The sequence below is a fragment of the Chlamydia gallinacea 08-1274/3 genome (assembly GCF_000471025.2).
GTDB classification, from domain to species: domain Bacteria; phylum Chlamydiota; class Chlamydiia; order Chlamydiales; family Chlamydiaceae; genus Chlamydia; species Chlamydia gallinacea.
This window is the reverse complement of sequence record NZ_CP015840.1, coordinates 530,293-550,362: the sequence shown is the minus strand read 5'-3', so window position 1 is coordinate 550,362 and position 20,070 is coordinate 530,293. Positions and strand designations below refer to the sequence as shown.

The following is a 20,070-nucleotide window of genomic DNA, read 5'->3' as shown; positions in this document are numbered from 1 at the left end:
AACCCTTTATTCAGAGTGTTTTGCTATATACTCTAATAAATCAACAATACGAGTAGAATACCCTATTTCATTGTCATACCAAGCAATAAGCTTGAAAAAGCGATCATTCAAAGCAATCCCTGCACGAGAATCAAATATAGAAGAATATTCGGAGCCTATAAAATCAGAAGAAACAACTTCTTCATCTGTATAGCCCAAAATTCCACGTAAATTAGTTTCTGCAGCATGTTTGACCGCTTGACATATGTCTTCGTAAGTAGTTGACTTCTGCAACCTTACAGTAAGATCAACCACAGAAACATCGGCAACAGGAACTCGAAAAGCCATACCAGTTAGTTTCCCTTGTAATTCAGGCAAACAAAGTGCTACAGCTTTAGCAGCTCCAGTAGAAGCAGGAACAATATTTTGAAATGCTCCTCTTCCTCCTCGCCAGTCTTTTTTCGACGGTCCATCAACTACACTTTGAGTAGCTGTGGCAGCATGAACGGTCGTCATTAGCCCTTCTTCTATACCAAAATTAGTTAGAAGGACCTTAGCAAGAGGAGCAAGGCAATTTGTAGTGCAAGAAGCATTTGAAACAATCAAATGTTCTTTAGGATTAAAACTCTCTTCATTAACTCCCAAGACAAACGTAGGGACATCTCCCTTTGCGGGAGCTGTAATCACTACACGTTTTGCACCTGAATCAAGATGTTTTTGCGCATCTTCTTTTTTAGTAAATAATCCCGTACTTTCAACGACAATATCTACGCCAAGATCATTCCAAGGAAGATTTTGGACATCTCGTTGAGCAAGCAACTGAATTCGGCGTCCATCAACTACTAAACAACCTTCTTGATAAGCAACTTCGGCATTGAAGCGCCCGTGAGTAGAATCATATTTAAATAAATACGTCAGAGCGTCGCCCGGAACAAGATCATTAACAGCTACGACTTCAAGAGAAGAATGTCTACGTAATATCTGCCTTAAAACTAGTCTTCCAATTCGCCCAAAACCGTTAATTACAACTCTCATCACTAAATCCCTAGTACGCAGTCAGCATTCAAAAAAATAGGCTAACCAGCCAAAAATTCTATAATACACTTTCGCGCATTATCACCAACTCTATTTTGTAATTTTAAAATACGAGTGTAACCACCATTCCTAGAGCTAAAACGAGGGGTTAATTCATCAAATAATTTATTAATTACCATGCGATCCACGTTATAAGAAGATAAATTACCCGCCTTAACCTGACGAATTTCCTTACTAGTAAGTTGATTATATCGGACCATTAATCTAGCAATAGCCAGGCGTCTCGCTGCTAATGTTCCTTTTTTAGCTAACGTGATCATTTTGTCTGCATGACGACGTAGCTCTTTTGCTTTAGGTAAAGTAGTTTCTATTCTTTCTTTATGAATTAGAGACTTTAACATGTTAGCCAACATACAACGATTATGCGCAGAAGTACGGCCTACTCTAAATTTCTTTCTAGCATGTTGCATATCTAACTATCCCTTAACATTTTTCGACCGAATTTTTTCGGCATACCACTTCATTTTCTCTTTAACATTGTCTAAACCAACACCAAACTGGCTAAGGTCCATACCTAACTCCAGTTTCATTTCTTTCAGCTTATTCTTTATCTCACAAAGAGATTTCTTACCAAAATTTCTAAACTGTAAAAGACGAGGCTCTGGCATAATCACTAATTCACCAATCGTCTCGATATTTGCATTGGATAAGCAATTTGTTGATCTCACAGAAAGCTCGATCTCATTAATACCTAAAATTAATTTATGAAGAATATCGTCCTTATTCTCTTTTTCAATAGAAATTGCTTCTTCAAAAACGATCTTCTTCTCGTCCATTTTCTCAAAAATAGAGAAATGTTTAGCTAAAATTTGTGTAGAAAAAGCTAAAGCTTCTTTAGGGGATACTCTTCCATCAGTTTCTACTTGCAAAATTAAACGATCAAAATCCGTATCTTGACCAACACGAGTATCTTCTACAAAATAATTCACCAAAACTACGGGAGAAAAAGCTGCATCTAAAACGATCTCATGCATTCCCTTATCTTCAAGAACAATCCTTTCCGAAGCTATATAACCTCTACCGAAAGCAACGCGTAAAGTAACTTCAAACTGCATTGGCTGTGTGACAGTAAAAATCACGTGCTCAGGATTTACCGCTTCAAATCCTCCCTCTTGTAATAAGTCAGCTAGAGTAACTACTTTTTGCCCTCCAGCCTCTGCCAAGCTAGAAGCATCAATGGAAATAGTAGAGCGTATTAATTGTGCAGCACGTCCTTCATTATTATCTTGAAAAGGATATTTTTTTAATAAAGCTCCCTTCAAATTCAAAATTATATTGGTTACGTCCTCTATGATACCCTCAAGCGCCATATATTCATGTAGAACACCGGTCATAGAAAAAGCAATGATTGCGGGTGCTTCTAAACCAATTAACAATGCGCGTCTTAAAGCATTACCTAATGTATGCCCCATCCCTCTTTCTAGCGGCTCAGCTACAAAGCGTGCTTGCTTATCAATAACGCCACCACAACCTTCTACAGCCATAACTTTGACTGATTCAGGAAGTTCAAATTTATCATAAAGTAAATTTTTTGAATTATCCGACATCCCTTTTCCTCTCTCCTTCCAACTATACTCTTCGTCTTTTTCTTGGACGACAACCGTTATGAGGAACAGGAGTTTCATCACGGATGACCGAAACCACTAAACCAGCAGCTATGAGAGCACGAACAGCTGATTCTCTCCCAGCTCCAGTCCCCTTTAAACTTACCTCAACTTCTTTAAGACCGGAATTCATTGCTATTTTCGCAGCATCTTGAGCCGCAACTGTCGCGGCAAAAGCGGATGACTTGCGAGATCCAGAATATCCCACTTTTCCAGCAGAAGCCCAGGAAATCACGTTTCCGGCAGGATCTGTTATAGACACAATCGTGTTATTGAAAGTAGCCTTAACATGAACAACACCTGATGGAATATTCCTTAACTGTTTTCTTTTTACGCCTTTTTTCTGCGTTTGATGCTTAACCAAGACACACTCTCCTAAAAAAATTATTTCTTCTTACCAGCAACCGTTTTACGCTTACCTTTACGCGTACGAGAGTTAGTTTTTGTTCTTTGACCTCGTACAGGCAACGAAAGCCGATGTCTTTGCCCACGATAAGCATGTATAGCAATTAACCTTTTAATATCTGACTGTACGCGACGCCTTAAGTCTCCTTCAACTACATACTCTGTCTGTAGGAGAGAATTGAGACGACCAATTTCTTCTTCAGTCAACTCAGCAGCCCTAGCTTCGGGATTTAATTGCAATTTAGCAATGATTTCCTCAGAAAGAGCTGGCCCTATTCCATAAATATATCTAAGACTTATTTTTAATTTTTTCTTCGCAGGAATATCAATTCCAATGATGCGTGGCATACGTAGGGCCTCCATTAAAGTAGTATAAGCATCTTAGGTCAAAAATTGTTATTTTTCAATGCCTTCCTTTGGCACGATCTTTTTTCAAAAAGCCATCGTACCGACGCATAAGTAAAAAGGCATCTATTTGTTTCATTGTATCTAAAATCACACCAACGATAATCAAGACTGCTGTGCCACCTAAAAAATAACTTACATTAGCATCTATACTAAGCACTCGTCCTAAAATAGATGGCAAAATAGCAATTACAGCTAAAAAAACTGCTCCTAATAACGTGATACGATTCATGGTATATTCTAAATATGTTTGCGTGGGCTTCCCCTGTCGAATCCCAGGAATAAAAGCGTTGTTTTTTTTCATTTCTGAAGCAATTTGTTCAGGATGAAACTGAGTTGCAGTCCAAAAATAAGTAAAAAATATTATAAGCAAAACATAGCATACAGAATACACCCAGCTCCCTGGAGATAACATAATAGCAACACGCTTTAACCAGGAAGTATCTGAAGTTATAAATTGCCCTATAGTTGCAGGGAACATAAGTAAAGATGAAGCAAAAATAACGGGAATAACTCCTGCGTAATTTACTTTTAACGGCAAATAAGATGCTCCACCTGGCGATTCTCTTCTTCCAATTACCCTACGAGCATATTGCACAGGAATCTTTCTAACTCCTTCAATAATCAAAATTGTTGTAACAAGGACAAATATGAAAATACAACACAACAACAGTATAGAAAATAAACCTAGTTGAGAGGGATCTTGTGAACCTAAATTAAGTTTATTCACTATAGAACCTAAAACGGAGGGAAACGAAGCTAGAATTCCTAAGCTAATAATTAAACTTACACCATTACCAATTCCTTTATCTGAAATCTGTTCTCCAATCCACATAAGTAATAGGGTCCCTGTTGTCATAACAACAACTGTAGTCATATAAAACATCCAGGGTGCACCAAATAATCTTGATGACAACAACACTGGGAGAACGATTCCTGGAATCGATAAATTCATTTTTAAGGCAAACTTAGCAAAAAGCGAAGATTGAATTACTGCTAAGCCTACTGTGAATAGACGAGTCAATCTACCTATTTTCCTTTTTCCACGATCAGGGCTTTCCCTCATTTCTCTTTGTATCGAGGGCATAAATACTAGAAGTAATTGCACTATGATGGATGCAGAAATATAAGGAACAACGCCTAAAGCAATTACCGTCATCTGAGCAAAAGCTCCACCAGAAAAAATATCTGCTAATTGAAATAAATTCTGACTTGAACCTAGTAATTGCTTAAAATAAGCTAAAGCGCGCTCTCCATCAATTCCTGGAACAGGAACAAACACACCAACTCTACAAACTGCTAATAAAGCAAATGTAAAGAATAACTTTTTTCTCAGCTCAGAAATTGAAAATATTTGTCTTAAAGTAGTCATAGCTAGCCTAAAATTGTAATCCTTAAGCAACTCCTATACGACTTGCCACGCCTTGAGATAATACTACTTTAGAGTCATTCCAAATGAATGTTTTATCTAGCTCGCCTTTAAAAATTACCTTAACTTTAATAGCATGCTTACTTACAGCTTTCATATTTTTCAAAGCTTCCAATGTGATGGCATCACCATTATTAAATAAAGCATTCAAACGCTGTGTTGTAATTTCAGCAATACACTTATCAAAACGTAAATGAGAAAAACCTCTGGTAGGCATTCTCCTATAAAGAGGAATTCCTCCTCCCTCATATCCAAAACGGCGCTTATAACCAGAACGACTCCCGTCCCCTTTGTGCCCTCGACAACTAGTTTTACCGTGACCTGAGGAGGGACCGCGCCCTAATAACTTTGTTCTACGTTTACGTGGTGAAGGATCTTGTAACTTTTCTAATTTAATCATTCGCTACCGATCTCCTTTTTAAAACTTCTTTTCTCGTAGTAAGCTGAAGAAGAGCCTTAAATGCTGCCTTGACCTGATTCATAGGATTATTCGACCCCAAACTCTTAGCAACAACATCTTTTACTCCAGCCATTTCCAAAATTAAACGAATACGAGAACCAGCTACTATTCCCGTTCCCGGTTTTGCAGGCTTTAGAAGTAATTGAGCCCCGTCTTGATCAACAAGAATTTCGTGAGGAATGGAACCATTTTCTAAAGATTCAATAGTAATTAAATTTTTCCGAGCAACTCCCCCACCTTTACGGATAGCATCAGTTAACTCATTCGCTTTAGCAAAACCATAACCCAAACGCCCTTTCCTATCTCCAACAAGAATAAGAGCAGAAAAACTAAATTTACGGCCACCTTTAACTACTTTTGAACAGCGATTAACAACTAAAACTTTTTCTTCAAACTGTTCTTCTTTTTCCTTATGAGAATTCTTTGATACCGTCATCCTAAACCTTTATTAAAACTCTAATCCACCTTCTCTAGCACCATCAGCTACCATAGCAATAACCCCATGGTATTTGAAAGGACCACGATCAAAAACTACTCGATCCACTTGAAGATTCTTTCCTAACTCTGCAATCTTTATTCCCAGACTTTTCGCAACATCTTGATTCTTTTTTGTTAGCCCAGAAACTTTACTTGATTTGGCTATAGTAGAAACAGAAGCTAAAGTTTTACCGATCGAATCATCTATTAACTGCACGTAAATATGTTTATTCGTCTTTACAACAGATAGACGAGGCTTTAAAGAAGAGCCTTTTAAAGGTTTGCGTACTCTTAAAGCCCTACGCTTTTTCTTTTCAGACTTCTTGAACAACGAACTTTCCATGACCTAACTCTGCCTTAATACCTTAATAATTACTTCTTACCTGTCTTCGCGGCTTTTCCTGCCTTACGACGTACGTATTCATTTTCATAACGGATCCCCTTACCCTTATAAGGCTCTGGAGGACGCTTTGTCCGAATACTTGCAGCAAATTCTCCAACTAATTGCTTATCAATACCCTTAATTGAGATTAATGTATTCTTTTCTACACTAACTTCTAAACCTTTGGGAATGGGGATTTGCGTAGGGTGAGAAACCCCAATAGATAAATCTAATATAGTTCCTTGCACAGCAGCCTTAAAACCTACTCCAATCATTTCTAAGCGTTTTTCAAACCCTATGTGGACTCCACGAACCATATTAGAAATTAACGCCCAAAATAGTCCCTGTAGACGACTAGGCCGATCAACAACATGAGAAGCTGCACGAACAATAACTTGTTTATCATTAATATCTATATCTACTTCTGGAGCCAATTTTTGAGCCAAAGAACCCTTTGGACCTTTGACTACAATTTCATCATTGTGAATGGAAACCTCTACTCCTTGAGGGAGCACAATAGGTTCTCGAGCTTTACGAGACATTCCTTACCATCCTATATATTCTTTTATCCTGTTACCAAACTAGACAGAGTAGTTCACCACCAATATTTTTAGACCTTGCTACGGACCCCTCTAGAACACCCTGAGAAGTAGAAAGAACTGAAACACCCATATTACCAAAAACATAGGGAATTTTATCTGCAGAAACATAAATCCTTCTAGAAGGCTTAGAAACACGTTTTAACTGTCGAATCGCAGGCTTACGATCATCATCATATTGTAAAAAGATACGCATCGTTCTTTTGCGATTTTCTTCTTTTACCAAATAATGGGCCAAAAACCCGTGATGTTTTAGGATCCTAACAATCGACTCACGCATTTTACTATGTTGTAGATCCACGTAAATATGCTCTGCCTTTAAAGCATTACGAATCCGCGTTAATAAATCAGCTATAGTATCACTTGTCATGCCCTAACCCTTATTATCTCCCTTATTATGCCTTCTTAAAGCGCAAACCCATCAACTCTAAAAGAGTTGTGCATTCGATATTTGTCTTTGCTGTAGTTACCCAAGTAATGTTCATTCCCTGAGTTCTTTTGACACGATCTAAATCTATTTCAGGGAAAATCTGCTGATCATCTAACCCGAGGGAGTAACATCCACGTCCATCTCCCTCACGAGAAAATCCACGAAAGTCTCGAATTCTAGGAGAGACTATATTACAAAACCTATCCATAAAATCGTACATACGTGTACCACGTAATGTCACCTTAGCCCCAATACCCTGTCCTGCACGAAGCTTAAAACCAGCAATAGAATTCCTCGCTTTAGTTACTAAAGGTTTTTGCCCAGAAATCATAGAAAGTTCTTCTAGGTGAGATTGAAAAAGGTTTTTATCTTTAGCAGCCTCAGCTAATCCCATACTGATCACAATCTTCTTAAGAACGGGAATCTGCATGGCATTTTTATAATTAAACTTTTCTTGGAGACTCTTTCGGATCTCTTCAGTATAGAGTTTCTTTAACCGGCTCATATTAACCTTTTTTACCTTTTACTAAACGATATAGCGAGGAAGTACCATCAGCAGTTGTATTCCACAACTCACGCCCCTTCTCAGCATTCTTAACTGAAAGCTTTGCTCGCGCTCCATTTATACTTAAACAAACATTAGAAATATGTATCGGAGCCTCAATACTAATCCTTTTCCCCTTAGGATTTTCTTGAGTACGTTTGATATTTTTTGTACGAACGTTAATTCCTTCAACGACTACTTTATTTTGTTGTTTGAGATAAGACAAAACCTTTCCCTGTTTCCCCTTATCATTACCAGCTAATATATATACAGTGTCGCCAACACAAATACGTCTTTTCATATCCTTATCTTATCCTTAAATCACTTCAGGAGCCAAAGAACTAATTTTTATAAAACCACGATCACGGATTTCTCGAGCTATTGGGCCAAAAATTCGCGTTCCTTTAGGATTGCCCTTTTCATCGATAATCACACAACTATTAGTATCAAATTTTAAAGTAGAACCATCCTTTCTACGAATATCTCGACGGGTTCTAACAATTACAGCCTTCACCACATCGCCTTTTTTTATAGAACTATCGGGCTCAACATCTCTAACGGAACACACAATAATATCACCCACTACAGCGTAACGTCTACGAGACCCGCCCAATACTTTAAAACACTTTACCTTTTTAGCCCCAGTATTATCGGCAACTTTTAATTGACTTTCCTGTTGAATCATAATGCTAACCCACACAACTAACTTATACGCTCAATCACACGCCATCTTTTTAACTTAGAGAGAGGGCGCGTTTCTTGAATTCTAACTTTATCACCTTCAGAAAGTTCTAAATCATTATGCGCATAGTACTTTTTAGAATCTCTAACAACTTTAGCATATTGAGGATGTGAGTATACTCTTTCCACTCGAACAACCACGGTTTTATCCATTTTTGACGAGACAACAGTACCAACTTTAATTTTTCTATAACCTCTTTCTTCACTAGCCATTAGCTTTTTCCTTTTTTTCGCGCTTGACTGTCAGAGATCGAGCAACATTTTTCTTATATTCAGAGAATAAATGTGATTTCACTGCTTTGCTTTGCAGAGCAACCTCTGCCCGCAAATCAAAAAGAGCTTTTTTATTTTCATGAATAAATGCATCTAGCTCTTCTACACTTTTCTCTCTAAGTTCAGCCAATAACTTTTTATTTTTTGCCATGATTTACACCCTTTCGACTCGCTTAACAAAACGTGTCCTTATACCTAATTTTGCCGCAGCCCTTCTTAAAGCGTCTTGAGCATCTTCTTTAGACACATTAGCCACTTCAAAAAGAATGCGTCCTGGGCGCACTACTGCCACCCAATGGTCGGGAGCCCCTTTACCTTTACCCATACGAGTCTCTGCAGGCTTTTTACTTACACTTTTATCTGGAAAAATACGAATCCAGACCTTTCCTTTACGTTTTAAGTATCTATTAATTGCAACCCGACAAGCCTCTATTTGTCGACTGGTAACCCATCCCCTATCTAAAGCTTGCATTCCAAAGTCACCAAAGTCAACAAAAGTAGCACCCTTACTCAGGCCAGCAAATTGACCCTTTTGTTGCTTGCGAAATTTCATTCGTTTAGGCATCAACATAGCAATTCACACATCCTTGATTTACACCATTATTGCGCAATTGGAGCTGGAGCACTACCGTTATTAGCTGTAGAGGATTTCTCTCCAAGATTAATCCAAACCTTTACCCCGATAATTCCATAAGTAGTTTCTGCAGAGGCAGTGGCATAATCAATATCAGCTCTTAAGGTATGCAAAGGCACCCGACCATTTTTATACCATTCTGAGCGAGCAATTTCTGCACCTGCTAATCTTCCAGAAACCTGTATTTTAACACCTACAGCCCCACCATCCATGACAGACTGCATGGCCTTTTTCATGGCACGTCGAAAAGAAACACGACGTTCAATTTGTTTAGCAATGTTGTCAGCAACTAACTTTGCATTTAATTCAGGACGCTTAATTTCCGAAATTTCTACCCAAACTTCTTTACCAGTAAGTTTTTTAAGCTCTTCCTTTAAAAGGTCGACTTCAGCACCTTTTTTCCCAATTACCAGTCCTGGACGAGCTGTTTGAATAGTAACTTCTATTTTCCCACTCATTCGTCTTACGACAAAACCCGCAGCTCCTTGACAAGAAGGCTTTTTTCTCAAAAAATCTCGAATTTTTACATCTTCAATAAGAAACTTCCCAAACTCTTGGTTGTTTCCATACCATAACGAGCGCCATTTCTTAGTAACGCCCGTACGAAAACCAATTGGACATCCTTTCTGACCCATAGCCTCTCCTACCGCTTTTTCTCTCCGACAATCACAGTTAGATGGCTAGTACGCTTTAAAATTGGAGACCTTCCTCCCCGACTTTTCGACTTAGCCCGTTTATATGTAGGACCCGCATCCACTCTAACTTCGATAACGCTTAACTCCTCACGCTTCACATTCTCATTGAGTTCAGCATTAGCTACAGCACTATCTAAAACTTTTTTTAAACACCTTCCAGCCTTTAGAGAAGAAAAATCTAGCTGTTGTCGCGCCTCTATTACACTTAAATTTCTCATAAGCCCAGCAGCTAATCGTGCTTTGCGGGGCTGAACCCGTATGTAACGAGCGGTTGCTTTAAACATGACTCGTCTCCTTTACCCTTTTTTCACGGGATGACTTTTAAACATTCTCGTTGGAGAGAACTCTCCTAATTTATGCCCTACCATAGTTTCTGAAACAAAAACCGTTAAAAACTTTCTCCCATTATGCACTTCAAATGTGTGACCAATCATTTCAGGAGTAATCATAGAACGACGAGACCATGTTTTAATCGGAGATTTTTTTTCTCCCAAGTTCATCGCACGCACTTTTTTAATTAGGTGGTGATCAACAAAAGGACCTTTTCTTAACGATCTACTCATAAATCCCTATTTCCTACGATCTTTAACTATCCATTTATTACTTTTACGCTTATCGCGAGTTTTTAATCCTTTTGTGACCTTACCCCAAGGAGTGCGAGGAATATAGCCATTATGTCGACCTTCACCACCTCCATGAGGATGGTCTACAGGATTCATAGCGGTACCGCGAACCGTGGGGCGAATTCCTCTCCAACGCTTCCTTCCAGCCTTACCATCTACACATAAACTATGATCCGCATTAGAAACTTCACCTATAGTCGCTCGGCAGCATTCATTTAACATACGAAACTCGCCCGAAGGCATTTTTAAAGTCACATATCCCGCACTTTTCGCTATAATCTGAGCTGCTAAGCCTGCAGACCGAACTAGCTTCCCTCCAGAAAAGGGACGCATTTCAATATTATGTACCGATAGTCCTAGGGGCATGCTTTTTAATGACATACAGCAACCTACTTTAAAAGGACTACCTTCTCCAGAAACAACGTAATCTCCCCGTCTAATTCCTTTTGGAGCCAATATATAACGTTTTTCCCCATCAACATAATTAAGCAATGCAATGTAGGCCGAACGATTAGGATCATATTCGATAGATACAACTTTAGCTTCAATCCCATCTTTATTGCGTTTAAAGTCAATAATCCTATACAAACGTCGAGCTCCTCCGCCTCGGTGACGACAAGAGATATGCCCTAAATTATCGCGACCACCCGAACTCTTTTTGAAAAAAGAAAGCTTTTTATTGGGCCGAAGACTTTGCCTGGACCGCTTCTTGAGAGAATTTTCGCCACCATTCTTAGCTAATTTCCCCTGCTTTCCTTCTTGCAAATCTCCTTTAGTGGTCAACTCATCAAAAGCCGGAAGAACTAATTGTCTAGTTCCTGGAGTTATCGGCTTAAATTTTTTAAACATGTCTTTCTTTCCTCAATCAATAAGTTACCCGATAGAATGGCCTTCGTAGAAGGTTACAATAGCCTTCTTAAATCCTGCAGTTCTCCCTCTTCGCTTTCCACGAAACATTCGGGCCGGCTGAGGTTTTACACACATTGTGTTTACACTCTTAACTTTTACTTTTTTATCAGCATATATCGACTCGAGAGCTTGAGCAATCAAAGGCTTGGTTGCATTGCCATCCACAATAAACGTGTATTTTGGATGTTTGCAATAAGCACCCTTCTTCTTACCTTCGCCATTACCAAGACTCAAACCTTCTAAAGTTTTTGCCTTCTCAGTCACATAATGCCGCTTGATTACATCATAAGGATCTTTCATGTCCTAATTTTCCTTTTAACCTTTCATTCCACCAGAAACTAGGTGCTCGGCGAGCCCACTCAAAGCTTTTTCAGAAATTACTATACTATGAGCAGAGACTAAATCATAACCATTAACGTTCATACCGTATGCAAACCCACGAACAGCGGGCAAGTTACGCACACTCATTCGCAAATTCATGTTGCTTCCCGAATGACTAAGATCGTCGATAAAAAGCACTCCACGACACTCAATATTACAATCTTTCAAAAACCGTAAAACTTCTTTAGTTTTTGGGGCAGACAGGCTACTTGTAAAGACACTATCATCAGCAACCACTAAACGATGCGATTGAATTTTTTGAACAAACAATAAACGAATAGCAGCTCTTTTTTCTTTACGATTAATACGCACGTGCTGATCAAACTTAGGCCTAGGGCCGAAAACAATCCCCCCACCACGAAACTGGGGAGCTGCTAAACAACCTTGTCGAGCATTTCCTGTCCCTTTCTGACGAAAAGGCTTTTTTGTAGTATGACTAACCTCAGAACGATTTTTTGTGCACGCAGACCACTGACGTTTATTTGCCTGAATTGCCACCAAATAATCCTTTATCAATTGCAGCCCAGAATCTTCTTGAACAAAAAGAGCGTCGGACAACTCAACGTCCCCCACCTTATTCCCCAAAAAATCAAATTTTGACAATAAAACCATCAGAACCCTCTTCTATTTACACCTTTGAGGAACGTCTCACTACAACAATAGACCCCTTAGCACCGGGAATAGCTCCCTTAACTAAAAGAACTTTCTTCTCTGGATCTACTTTAACTACTTCTAAATTTTTCACTGTCACATTGACAGCACCCATATGACTAGGACGCTTACTTCCTGGGAAACACCGCCCTGGCGTAGATCTCATTCCTATAGAACCAGCATGTCGATGAAATCCAGAACCATGACTTCCGGGGCCTCCACGAAATCCGTACTTTTTCATTACCCCCTGAAATCCCTTACCTTTGGAAACACCACTAACATCCACAGAGGTAACATTCTCAAAAGATTCTACACCAAACTCATTCCCTAGAGAAACTTCCTGGATTGCTTCTTCAGAAAGACGAACTTCTTTTAATGTACGAAAAATTCGCGAGCCAGATTTTTTACAATGACCTATTTCTGGCTTATTCATACGCCTTAACAAAGTTTTCTCTTTAACATTAAGTTCGTCTACTCCTAACTGAACAGCGTTATAGCCATCGGTCATTTTTAACTTTACTTGAGTAACAACATTAGAACTCATGCTAATTACCGAGCATGCTACTAGATTTCCTTCTTTATCAAAGACATGAACCATGCCTTCCTTTTTTCCCATTAAGCTAAGCTGAGATCGCATACAGTACCCATTAACAAAACAATGACTGAAAACACCGAAGTGAACACAATCAGACAAACTATTTTAGCATTTTGCTCGTAGAATTTCCTAAAAAGAAAAGGAACCTTTTCATTAAGAAAATAAAGGGGTAGGTTATCAGAGGAGGAAGATTTTTACAATAAGAAAAAATGAGACTTCTGAATAAGAACGTATAACTTCATTCTTATTAAAATTTTTATTTACTAATAAAACAAAAAAAACGCTTCTAGAAAATCTAGAAGCGTTTTCCCAATACTATAAAAACTAGGAAGTTTCCTTATGAACTTGTCCAGAGAGAATAACAGCCAAGAGCACTGGATACTGTTACTAACCCAGAAACCACGACAAGACGTAAAGCAGTATAATGAGGCATAGGAACAAACTTCACAATATCGGCAATAAGCTCAAAAGCCTTCTCTAATAGAGCAAGAATTGTTTTCTTCAAAGCCTGAAGATGTGATTGTCGTAAGCTGCCCAACATTTCCCCATGACGTGAAACATCTTGCTCTGCCTGGATAAGAGAATCCAATTGTTCTTTTGCTCGACTATAGGCACGTGTTTCATAGGCTAAAACCGCTATCTTACCAACAACTCCCGCAGCATGATTTGCGGTCATCATGTAATCAACACTACTACCTAAAGCCTGTTTAAGTTCTGAGCGCAAGAAGGGCGTATTAGCAAGTTTATTAGCTAGCAGCACAGGACGAACAACACCAAACGTTGCTACATAGGTCGATGCCCCTACAGCCACACTTAAAGAGTCAATAGCTGCCAATGCATGATCCGCTCTATTGATATAGCACTCATTATAAGCAATAACTTTTTCGCTGCCATAGCGATTAGGAGAAATACACTGTTTTATATGCTGATAGCAACTTCTAACAGCACTTACAAATCCAGGGATTGCTCCATTATACGCATTAGTTAGGGCTATCACAGATCGTGCCGTGCTTAGCGTACTCGTTGTATTTTGCAGCGTAAGCGAAATCTCTCCTGAATTCCCCGTAAGATCTAGCAGACGATAAGAGAACTCCGACGCAGACTTAGCAAACTTAAACGCCTTATCTATATTCTTTGTTTCCTTAACGTAACGGGCTAAATGGTTCGATCTACTTGTCAAAAATTGCGAGAAGCAATTCCCAGGCAATTGAAGCTTTTGTTTTGACGAACCTAAGGAAACCACTCTCCCAGCGAGACAAAGGGTGGGTACTGCACGTGATGCTGCAGAAGCCATATCCACCTCCTCGATTCAAAATTAATAAACTTAATTGAAGCACTTTCAAGGGGAAAACTATATCACAGATGGCACTTAATTGCTAAAGTAAATTAATAAACACATTAGAAATGCTAATTTTTTAATTAAAAAAATTTTTAGAAAATTATTTTAAAGCCAACTTTCTATAAAAGCTCACCTATAGTTGACCTCGATTTATCTCATCATAAATACGATAATCTACCTATAACACTTACAAATCTTAAAAAATAAAAACCAAAGCGAAGCGATAATAGACCATTCTATGAGTTTCAGAAGAAAAATCTTATATTTTAAGATTCAACTAAGACTTCCTTACTCAATATTTCATCTTGGAATGCGTCTTTATCAGCACCCCGCTCGATACCTCGTTTACTTGGATGCTGACAAAAATGAACAAAGCTTTGCACTTCAGGAATGTGACCATATTCTTCCTGAGCTTCTAATAAAGCTTCCGAAAAACTTCTCGTACTACGATATACCTTTTTAAACACTTTAATTAAAATTAAACGTGTTTCAAAAGGTACCTGTCTTCTCTGCAAACCTATTTTATTTATCCCTCCCAACTGGTAGGGATTCCCTGTTCCTATAGTATAGGGGGGAATGTCACGACGAACACCGCTTAAGGCACCCACCATAGCGTGCGCCCCTATGCGGACAAATTGATGAACTCCAACCATGCCTCCAATGATAGCATAATCTCCTACAAACACATGACCAGCTAACTGCGCATGATTACTCAAAATCACGTGATTTCCAATAGTACAATTATGAGCTACATGAGCCCAAGGCATAATTAAACAATTATTTCCTATGGAAACTGTCGTCCCTTCAAACGTTGAGGAAGTAATAATAACAAATTCTCGGATCTCACAGTTTTCACCAATAGTCACATAGGTTTTTTCCCCCTGATATTTTAAATCCTGAGGTTTATTGCCTATCATTGCCGATGGCCAAATTGTCGTCCCTTTACCTATAGTAGTGTGCCCGTCAATATAAGCATATGATTTAACCACTACATTATCACAAAGGGTCACCGTAGATTTGATCACTGCATACGGCTCAATAACAACATTCTGACCGATTTTAGCCCCAGATTCAATAATTGCTGTTGGGTGAATGTTCGTCATATGTCTCCGTCAATCTAAAGATTCTTTATCTACTAGAGCAAAACTCAGTTCGCCCTCAGCAACAACTTGAGAACCTACACAAGCCTTCGCCATCGCCTTACCCCCTCTGGGAGAAATTAGGGAAAATTCTGCATGAAGCGTAAGAACATCGCCAGGTCTTACCGCCTGACGAAACTTTGCTTTTTGTATCCCTAGAAATAAAGCCAACCTCTTATGTCGATCATTTTCTAAAATTAAGCCCAGCAATACTCCGGCTGCTTGTGACAAAGATTCTAATATCAACACTCCAGGCATGATGGGTATTTCAGGAAAATGCCCTACGAAAAAAGGCTCGTTTATCGTTACATTTTTTTGTGCAACTATCGACTTTTTTTCTAAATCATAAGACAATACACGATCCACAAGTAAAAATGGATAGCGATGCGGAAGTAAGTTTAATAATTCTCGTAATTTAATTACAGGAGCCTCTTTCATTCACCACTCATTTCTTAAGATTGCAATACTTCTAGAATTTTTCTACCTAAGGCAACATTTGAAGAATGCCCTGATCCTACAGCTACAATATGTGCTTTAAAAGGCTTACCAACTAAAGATAAATCGCCTATTAAATCCAAAACTTTATGCCTCACAGGTTCATCTGCAAAACGTAGCGGACCTCGACTAATAATACCATCATCTTTAAACACAACGGCATTCTCTAAGCAGCCTCCTCCTATTAATCCCTTATCCATCAAAAAACACAACTCATTGTATAGAGCAAATGTTCTACAAGGAGCAATTTCCTTGCGAAAAGATCCTTCAGTTATCACGAAAGAACGATATTGAGTTCCTATAGTAGGACTTTGAGGATAATGCAAAGTATACGAAATTTTCAATTCATCACAGGGAAAAGCCGCAAGAAAAGTATCTTGGGTTTGATAGTACACGGGCCGAGATAGTTGCGCAATAGAGACTTTAGCATTTTGCTCGCAAATACCTGCATCATCAATAAGCTGCATAAACACCTGTGAACTCCCATCCCCTATAGGGACTTCTTCTTCACTACAATGAACAATCACATTATCAATATTACTAGACCGCAAGGCAGCCATGAGATGTTCAACAGTTGCAATAACAGAATCCCCTGAAGATAATGTAGTACTTCGCCCTGTACTACACACATGAGAAAGCAATGCTGGAATATATTCTCCTGCAGTATCTGAACGGGAGAAAACGATTCCCGTATTTTCTTCAGCAGGCTCTAAAGTTAAAGTCGCTGACTTTCCAAAGTGAATCCCCACTCCAGAGTAATGCACTTCACGCTTTAACGTTCTTTGAGCTCGTTCTAACATGTAAAAACCTGAGAAAGAGTGTTTGTATATTATCCTTTTTCTTTTTTAGCAAGCAAGCGATATCCAAAATAACATCCCATCCAACTAAGAGAGATTATAGATAAAATGATCATAGGTAGATCTCCCCACCAAGAATATAAAGTAAAATAATTCTGCAAAGGAAGATCGATTTGCAGCACCCCTGGAAATGCTTTTCTAGAACAAGTTTCATATGGAAGCATATGTAAAACTCTACCTAAAGCATCTGCTGCTACAGTAACACCCGTATGGCAAGAACGTACACAAGGCATACCTAATTCTTGATTACGTAAAATTCCATGAAAAAAATGCACTTGAGGAAGCCTTGAAGAAGGATACCAGCCATCATTAGTTAAATTTACAAGAAACTTTGCGCCTTCATTTTTATATTGTCTAAGTAAATTCCCAAAAGTTTCTTCATAACAAATCGATATTCCCATCTTAGGCAAGTTCTGTATTTTTAGTACTCCAGAACGAATTCCTGGAAGACGGCGACATGTCAGTGCGTACTCAGGAAAATATTTCTTACAAAAGAACCAACCTAATCTACCGCAAGGAATGTACTCTCCCCCGGGGACGAGAATACGTTTATCATAACTAAACACCCCTCCTTCATGAGAAAGGCATGTGGCAGAATTATAAACATATACCTGAGAATCTCTTTCTTCAAACCTCTCCAACCCCATAAGAACCGGGCAGTCAAAATAATCAACAAGCGCACGCATCCAATCAATATTTGTTAAAAACTCGTCTCGTTGTTTCAAATCTACTAAAGGAGCTAGTATGCTGCGACTCTCATCATAGGAATAGACTTTTCTATCCTGAGCAAAGGGGAGAACAGCTTCTGGGAAAATCACAAGATCTACTGGTTTTTTTACTATAGATGCAAGATGAATTAATCTCTGCCATGTGCAAAAAGCTCCGCCTGGCGTACAGTTCGTATAAGGTGAGCTTGCTGGCTGAATTACAGCTAGTCGTAAGCTATCTCGATTAGAAAATCCTACTTTCAGATATTCATAATGCAATCCACCTACAACATATGGAAATAGAGCACATATTAACCACAAACGAAAAGAATAACGTTTTCTTAGCAAAACAAGATAAAAGCTAATTCCCGTCATGACTAGTAAAAAACTTTCTCCTGCCCAACCAAAAATTCCTCCGAATTGTCTTCCATAAGCCGTAGCTGTTATTGGCCACCCTAAATAATCTAGTGACATTCCGGATAAGAGAAAGTAAAATCTTAACATCTCTATACCTACCCAAAATCCGGGGAAACACCAGAGAATAGCGAACATTTTTTTTCTAATCGCATAAATAAGACAGCAAGAAAATAGTGACAATAAACATGCAAGTAGTCCGCAAAGCATTGCCCAAACAAGGTAGATAAATTTTCCTACATAAAAATCAGATAACATCCAGGAAAAATGCCAACCGTAGAGAGTTATACCCCAGAAAAATACTATTAGAAATACTTTCTTCCAAGAAAGAGAATGCTGTGTGCAGGGTTCTAAACTATACCAAAGAAGACCGTAGCCCCATGCGCTTCCCAAACAAGAAAATAGTATACTGCAATCCGGTTGAGCAAAAGCTATAAGAATCCAGGAACAAAAAAAACTAATAATCCTAAACAAAACGTTCCTATTTATTCATATTTAATCGAGCCTGCCTACGTTGATCAGCTTCGTTATACCGCCGTTGTTCTTCAGTGGTTTCTGGTACAATTTGATGGACAGGCGTAGGGGCATTATTTTCGTCTACAGCAACAAAAGTAAAATATGCTGAAGTAATATGTCTTCTTTCCTGTTTGTAAATATTTTCTGCCCAAACCTTAACGCCTACTTCTAAAGAAGTTTTCCATGTGCGATTTACGGCTGCTTTACATATTAAATTCTCTCCCATATATGCAGGAGCATAAAAACACAAAGCATCGACAAATGCAGTGACACAAATACATTCTGCGTGTCTTTCCGCAACAACAAGAGCCAGGCGATCTAATAAACTCATTAATAAACCACCAAACACTGTATTATTTGCATTTAAATCATTGGGGAAAATTTTATAAATATGGCCATCTATACAACTAAAAGATACGGGCTTTTTCTTTAGCATGAGATATTCTCTTTATGACGAAGTGTCCCTTTACCACACTTTGTTGGATAGTAGCCTCCGAATTAAAGAAAATCAAGAGATTACTTGAAAATAGAGAGAGAGAATTATAAGCCAATAAATGGATTATTTACCTGAGTAAAACTTACTCCTTTTTGGCGATGTTTAATTTCATGGCGAATAGAAAAACGTAGGTCAGGATCAAAATCCATTTTTGCAGCCCATTGTAGATAGGATAGAGGAATTTCCGAAAAACAACGTCCTTTATGCTTCCCTAAAGGCATATATTTCATTTTAATAGGTTTAGCCAAAACCTGTTGTAGTTGCTCAATTGTACGAAAACGCCTACAAAAATGCTTGAAAATGCTGATATTAATTTCGACATCCTTCATAGCACGATGGTTACCATCATAGGGCACATTAAAATGCACAGCTAGAGCTTCTAAAGAATTATTTGGACTATCGCCATATTCTTTTGCCAATCGTAATGTATCAATAATGTGGTATTTTGAGAGAAAAGAGCTCCCTATTCTTTCTGCTTCCTGAGACAAAACCTGTATATCAAACCCTACACTGTGACCAACTATATAATCTCCTTCTTTTAAAAAGGCTTTAATCTTAGGAAATACAGTAGCCATAAGAGGCTGATTTTTTAACATAGCATTAGAAATTCCGTGTATTTTCTGTGATTCAGCAGAGACAACACGCTCGGGATTAATTAAACATTCTATTGAATCAATTACCTTATCAAAAGTGAAACGTACTGCAGCAAATTCAATAATACGATCTTTTTTTATATCCAATCCTGTCATTTCACAATCTAAGCAAACAAAAACCGTATCTTTAAGTAATGCCATGT

General features: G+C 38.5%; 31 protein-coding genes. All 31 read right to left on the bottom strand.

The window, feature by feature from the left end; translation table 11 throughout:
- Positions 1-6: 6 nt before the first annotated feature.
- The 31 genes from gap to M787_RS02350 all read right to left on the bottom strand — a co-directional run bounded on the left by gap (position 7) and on the right by M787_RS02350 (position 20,068).
- Complete coding sequence (gene gap / locus M787_RS02500; RefSeq protein ID WP_021828887.1) at positions 7-1,014, bottom strand: type I glyceraldehyde-3-phosphate dehydrogenase; 1,008 nt, start codon at positions 1,012-1,014, stop codon at positions 7-9.
- 41 nt (positions 1,015-1,055) lie between these two features.
- Positions 1,056-1,484: a 50S ribosomal protein L17 gene (rplQ, locus tag M787_RS02495; protein WP_021828886.1), complete on the bottom strand. Its 429-nt coding sequence runs from the start codon at positions 1,482-1,484 to the stop codon at positions 1,056-1,058.
- A 6-nt stretch (positions 1,485-1,490) separates the two neighbouring features.
- The gene (locus M787_RS02490; RefSeq protein ID WP_021828885.1) at positions 1,491-2,621 is read right to left on the bottom strand and encodes a DNA-directed RNA polymerase subunit alpha; all 1,131 of its coding nucleotides are present in this window, start codon (positions 2,619-2,621) and stop codon (positions 1,491-1,493) included.
- A 22-nt stretch (positions 2,622-2,643) separates the two neighbouring features.
- A complete protein-coding gene (gene rpsK, locus M787_RS02485) occupies positions 2,644-3,042 on the bottom strand; it encodes a 30S ribosomal protein S11 (RefSeq protein ID WP_021828884.1) in 399 nt (132 codons plus the stop codon).
- Positions 3,043-3,062: 20 nt separating this feature from the next.
- A complete protein-coding gene (gene rpsM / locus M787_RS02480; RefSeq protein ID WP_021828883.1) occupies positions 3,063-3,431 on the bottom strand; it encodes a 30S ribosomal protein S13 in 369 nt (122 codons plus the stop codon).
- A 55-nt stretch (positions 3,432-3,486) separates the two neighbouring features.
- Positions 3,487-4,860 (bottom strand): preprotein translocase subunit SecY, encoded by a 1,374-nt coding sequence (secY, locus tag M787_RS02475; RefSeq protein WP_021828882.1) that lies wholly within the window; start codon positions 4,858-4,860, stop codon positions 3,487-3,489.
- A gap of 22 nt (positions 4,861-4,882) precedes the next feature.
- Positions 4,883-5,317 carry a 50S ribosomal protein L15 gene (gene rplO / locus M787_RS02470; protein ID WP_021828881.1) on the bottom strand — a complete coding sequence of 145 codons (435 nt, stop codon included), beginning with the start codon at positions 5,315-5,317 and terminating at the stop codon, positions 4,883-4,885.
- Positions 5,310-5,813 carry a 30S ribosomal protein S5 gene (rpsE, locus tag M787_RS02465; protein ID WP_021828880.1) on the bottom strand — a complete coding sequence of 168 codons (504 nt, stop codon included), beginning with the start codon at positions 5,811-5,813 and terminating at the stop codon, positions 5,310-5,312. The genes rplO and rpsE overlap by 8 nt, the downstream gene beginning before the upstream one ends.
- Before the next feature lie 12 nt (positions 5,814-5,825).
- Positions 5,826-6,197: a 50S ribosomal protein L18 gene (gene rplR / locus M787_RS02460; protein ID WP_021828879.1), complete on the bottom strand. Its 372-nt coding sequence runs from the start codon at positions 6,195-6,197 to the stop codon at positions 5,826-5,828.
- Positions 6,198-6,226: 29 nt separating this feature from the next.
- Positions 6,227-6,778, bottom strand: coding sequence for a 50S ribosomal protein L6 (rplF, locus tag M787_RS02455; protein ID WP_021828878.1), 552 nt, complete (start codon positions 6,776-6,778; stop codon positions 6,227-6,229).
- A 31-nt stretch (positions 6,779-6,809) separates the two neighbouring features.
- Complete coding sequence (gene rpsH / locus M787_RS02450) at positions 6,810-7,205, bottom strand: 30S ribosomal protein S8 (RefSeq protein WP_021828877.1); 396 nt, start codon at positions 7,203-7,205, stop codon at positions 6,810-6,812.
- 25 nt (positions 7,206-7,230) lie between these two features.
- Positions 7,231-7,770: a 50S ribosomal protein L5 gene (gene rplE / locus M787_RS02445; RefSeq protein WP_021828876.1), complete on the bottom strand. Its 540-nt coding sequence runs from the start codon at positions 7,768-7,770 to the stop codon at positions 7,231-7,233.
- Position 7,771: 1 nt separating this feature from the next.
- Positions 7,772-8,110 carry a 50S ribosomal protein L24 gene (rplX, locus tag M787_RS02440; protein ID WP_021828875.1) on the bottom strand — a complete coding sequence of 113 codons (339 nt, stop codon included), beginning with the start codon at positions 8,108-8,110 and terminating at the stop codon, positions 7,772-7,774.
- Between the two features lie 15 nt (positions 8,111-8,125).
- Entirely contained in the window at positions 8,126-8,494 is a 369-nt protein-coding gene (gene rplN / locus M787_RS02435; protein ID WP_021828874.1) for a 50S ribosomal protein L14, read from the bottom strand.
- 17 nt (positions 8,495-8,511) lie between these two features.
- A complete protein-coding gene (rpsQ, locus tag M787_RS02430; protein WP_021828873.1) occupies positions 8,512-8,763 on the bottom strand; it encodes a 30S ribosomal protein S17 in 252 nt (83 codons plus the stop codon).
- Positions 8,756-8,974: a 50S ribosomal protein L29 gene (gene rpmC / locus M787_RS02425; protein WP_021828872.1), complete on the bottom strand. Its 219-nt coding sequence runs from the start codon at positions 8,972-8,974 to the stop codon at positions 8,756-8,758. Before rpmC ends, rpsQ begins: the two co-directional genes overlap by 8 nt.
- Positions 8,975-8,977: 3 nt before the next feature.
- On the bottom strand, positions 8,978-9,394 hold the full coding sequence (rplP, locus tag M787_RS02420) for a 50S ribosomal protein L16 (RefSeq protein ID WP_021828871.1): 417 nt from the start codon (positions 9,392-9,394) through the stop codon (positions 8,978-8,980).
- Positions 9,395-9,423: 29 nt separating this feature from the next.
- A complete protein-coding gene (rpsC, locus tag M787_RS02415) occupies positions 9,424-10,092 on the bottom strand; it encodes a 30S ribosomal protein S3 (RefSeq protein ID WP_021828870.1) in 669 nt (222 codons plus the stop codon).
- Positions 10,093-10,100: 8 nt separating this feature from the next.
- Complete coding sequence (gene rplV, locus M787_RS02410; RefSeq protein ID WP_021828869.1) at positions 10,101-10,436, bottom strand: 50S ribosomal protein L22; 336 nt, start codon at positions 10,434-10,436, stop codon at positions 10,101-10,103.
- A gap of 12 nt (positions 10,437-10,448) precedes the next feature.
- A complete protein-coding gene (rpsS, locus tag M787_RS02405; protein WP_021828868.1) occupies positions 10,449-10,715 on the bottom strand; it encodes a 30S ribosomal protein S19 in 267 nt (88 codons plus the stop codon).
- Between the two features lie 6 nt (positions 10,716-10,721).
- Positions 10,722-11,624: a 50S ribosomal protein L2 gene (gene rplB / locus M787_RS02400; protein WP_021828867.1), complete on the bottom strand. Its 903-nt coding sequence runs from the start codon at positions 11,622-11,624 to the stop codon at positions 10,722-10,724.
- Between the two features lie 24 nt (positions 11,625-11,648).
- Positions 11,649-11,984 carry a 50S ribosomal protein L23 gene (locus M787_RS02395; RefSeq protein WP_021828866.1) on the bottom strand — a complete coding sequence of 112 codons (336 nt, stop codon included), beginning with the start codon at positions 11,982-11,984 and terminating at the stop codon, positions 11,649-11,651.
- 15 nt (positions 11,985-11,999) lie between these two features.
- Positions 12,000-12,677, bottom strand: a complete 678-nt coding sequence (gene rplD / locus M787_RS02390; RefSeq protein ID WP_021828865.1) for a 50S ribosomal protein L4 — start codon at positions 12,675-12,677, stop codon at positions 12,000-12,002.
- A 16-nt stretch (positions 12,678-12,693) separates the two neighbouring features.
- Positions 12,694-13,353, bottom strand: a complete 660-nt coding sequence (gene rplC, locus M787_RS02385; protein ID WP_021828864.1) for a 50S ribosomal protein L3 — start codon at positions 13,351-13,353, stop codon at positions 12,694-12,696.
- A 295-nt stretch (positions 13,354-13,648) separates the two neighbouring features.
- The gene (locus tag M787_RS02380; RefSeq protein ID WP_021828863.1) at positions 13,649-14,605 is read right to left on the bottom strand and encodes a CT529 family inclusion membrane protein; all 957 of its coding nucleotides are present in this window, start codon (positions 14,603-14,605) and stop codon (positions 13,649-13,651) included.
- 311 nt (positions 14,606-14,916) lie between these two features.
- Positions 14,917-15,753: an acyl-ACP--UDP-N-acetylglucosamine O-acyltransferase gene (gene lpxA / locus M787_RS02375; RefSeq protein WP_021828862.1), complete on the bottom strand. Its 837-nt coding sequence runs from the start codon at positions 15,751-15,753 to the stop codon at positions 14,917-14,919.
- A 9-nt stretch (positions 15,754-15,762) separates the two neighbouring features.
- The gene (gene fabZ, locus M787_RS02370) at positions 15,763-16,227 is read right to left on the bottom strand and encodes a 3-hydroxyacyl-ACP dehydratase FabZ (protein WP_021828861.1); all 465 of its coding nucleotides are present in this window, start codon (positions 16,225-16,227) and stop codon (positions 15,763-15,765) included.
- Positions 16,228-16,241: 14 nt separating this feature from the next.
- Positions 16,242-17,084 (bottom strand): UDP-3-O-acyl-N-acetylglucosamine deacetylase, encoded by an 843-nt coding sequence (gene lpxC / locus M787_RS02365; RefSeq protein WP_021828860.1) that lies wholly within the window; start codon positions 17,082-17,084, stop codon positions 16,242-16,244.
- Positions 17,085-17,113: 29 nt separating this feature from the next.
- On the bottom strand, positions 17,114-18,736 hold the full coding sequence (lnt, locus tag M787_RS02360) for an apolipoprotein N-acyltransferase (protein WP_021828859.1): 1,623 nt from the start codon (positions 18,734-18,736) through the stop codon (positions 17,114-17,116).
- A 7-nt stretch (positions 18,737-18,743) separates the two neighbouring features.
- A complete protein-coding gene (locus tag M787_RS02355) occupies positions 18,744-19,214 on the bottom strand; it encodes an acyl-CoA thioesterase (protein WP_021828858.1) in 471 nt (156 codons plus the stop codon).
- 104 nt (positions 19,215-19,318) lie between these two features.
- The gene (locus tag M787_RS02350) at positions 19,319-20,068 is read right to left on the bottom strand and encodes a putative quorum-sensing-regulated virulence factor (RefSeq protein WP_021828857.1); all 750 of its coding nucleotides are present in this window, start codon (positions 20,066-20,068) and stop codon (positions 19,319-19,321) included.
- Between the last annotated feature and the right edge of the window lie 2 nt (positions 20,069-20,070).

Coding starts and splice junctions, on each gene's coding strand:
- rpsQ (WP_021828873.1), bottom strand. CDS start 8,763: ATGGCTAGTGAAGAAAGAGGTTATAGAAAAATTAAAGTTGGTACTGTT.
- rplC (WP_021828864.1), bottom strand. CDS start 13,353: ATGCGATCTCAGCTTAGCTTAATGGGAAAAAAGGAAGGCATGGTTCAT.
- M787_RS02355 (WP_021828858.1), bottom strand. CDS start 19,214: ATGCTAAAGAAAAAGCCCGTATCTTTTAGTTGTATAGATGGCCATATT.
- rpsM (WP_021828883.1), bottom strand. CDS start 3,431: ATGCCACGCATCATTGGAATTGATATTCCTGCGAAGAAAAAATTAAAA.
- rpsS (WP_021828868.1), bottom strand. CDS start 10,715: ATGAGTAGATCGTTAAGAAAAGGTCCTTTTGTTGATCACCACCTAATT.
- rplB (WP_021828867.1), bottom strand. CDS start 11,624: ATGTTTAAAAAATTTAAGCCGATAACTCCAGGAACTAGACAATTAGTT.
- M787_RS02490 (WP_021828885.1), bottom strand. CDS start 2,621: ATGTCGGATAATTCAAAAAATTTACTTTATGATAAATTTGAACTTCCT.
- M787_RS02380 (WP_021828863.1), bottom strand. CDS start 14,605: ATGGCTTCTGCAGCATCACGTGCAGTACCCACCCTTTGTCTCGCTGGG.
- rpsC (WP_021828870.1), bottom strand. CDS start 10,092: ATGGGTCAGAAAGGATGTCCAATTGGTTTTCGTACGGGCGTTACTAAG.
- rpsE (WP_021828880.1), bottom strand. CDS start 5,813: ATGACGGTATCAAAGAATTCTCATAAGGAAAAAGAAGAACAGTTTGAA.
- secY (WP_021828882.1), bottom strand. CDS start 4,860: ATGACTACTTTAAGACAAATATTTTCAATTTCTGAGCTGAGAAAAAAG.
- lpxC (WP_021828860.1), bottom strand. CDS start 17,084: ATGTTAGAACGAGCTCAAAGAACGTTAAAGCGTGAAGTGCATTACTCT.
- rplR (WP_021828879.1), bottom strand. CDS start 6,197: ATGGAAAGTTCGTTGTTCAAGAAGTCTGAAAAGAAAAAGCGTAGGGCT.
- rpmC (WP_021828872.1), bottom strand. CDS start 8,974: ATGGCAAAAAATAAAAAGTTATTGGCTGAACTTAGAGAGAAAAGTGTA.
- rplX (WP_021828875.1), bottom strand. CDS start 8,110: ATGAAAAGACGTATTTGTGTTGGCGACACTGTATATATATTAGCTGGT.
- rplP (WP_021828871.1), bottom strand. CDS start 9,394: ATGTTGATGCCTAAACGAATGAAATTTCGCAAGCAACAAAAGGGTCAA.
- lpxA (WP_021828862.1), bottom strand. CDS start 15,753: ATGACGAACATTCACCCAACAGCAATTATTGAATCTGGGGCTAAAATC.
- gap (WP_021828887.1), bottom strand. CDS start 1,014: ATGAGAGTTGTAATTAACGGTTTTGGGCGAATTGGAAGACTAGTTTTA.
- rplV (WP_021828869.1), bottom strand. CDS start 10,436: ATGTTTAAAGCAACCGCTCGTTACATACGGGTTCAGCCCCGCAAAGCA.
- rplD (WP_021828865.1), bottom strand. CDS start 12,677: ATGGTTTTATTGTCAAAATTTGATTTTTTGGGGAATAAGGTGGGGGAC.
- rplE (WP_021828876.1), bottom strand. CDS start 7,770: ATGAGCCGGTTAAAGAAACTCTATACTGAAGAGATCCGAAAGAGTCTC.
- M787_RS02350 (WP_021828857.1), bottom strand. CDS start 20,068: ATGGCATTACTTAAAGATACGGTTTTTGTTTGCTTAGATTGTGAAATG.
- rplQ (WP_021828886.1), bottom strand. CDS start 1,484: ATGCAACATGCTAGAAAGAAATTTAGAGTAGGCCGTACTTCTGCGCAT.
- rpsH (WP_021828877.1), bottom strand. CDS start 7,205: ATGACAAGTGATACTATAGCTGATTTATTAACGCGGATTCGTAATGCT.
- fabZ (WP_021828861.1), bottom strand. CDS start 16,227: ATGAAAGAGGCTCCTGTAATTAAATTACGAGAATTATTAAACTTACTT.
- M787_RS02395 (WP_021828866.1), bottom strand. CDS start 11,984: ATGAAAGATCCTTATGATGTAATCAAGCGGCATTATGTGACTGAGAAG.
- rplN (WP_021828874.1), bottom strand. CDS start 8,494: ATGATTCAACAGGAAAGTCAATTAAAAGTTGCCGATAATACTGGGGCT.
- rplO (WP_021828881.1), bottom strand. CDS start 5,317: ATGATTAAATTAGAAAAGTTACAAGATCCTTCACCACGTAAACGTAGA.
- rplF (WP_021828878.1), bottom strand. CDS start 6,778: ATGTCTCGTAAAGCTCGAGAACCTATTGTGCTCCCTCAAGGAGTAGAG.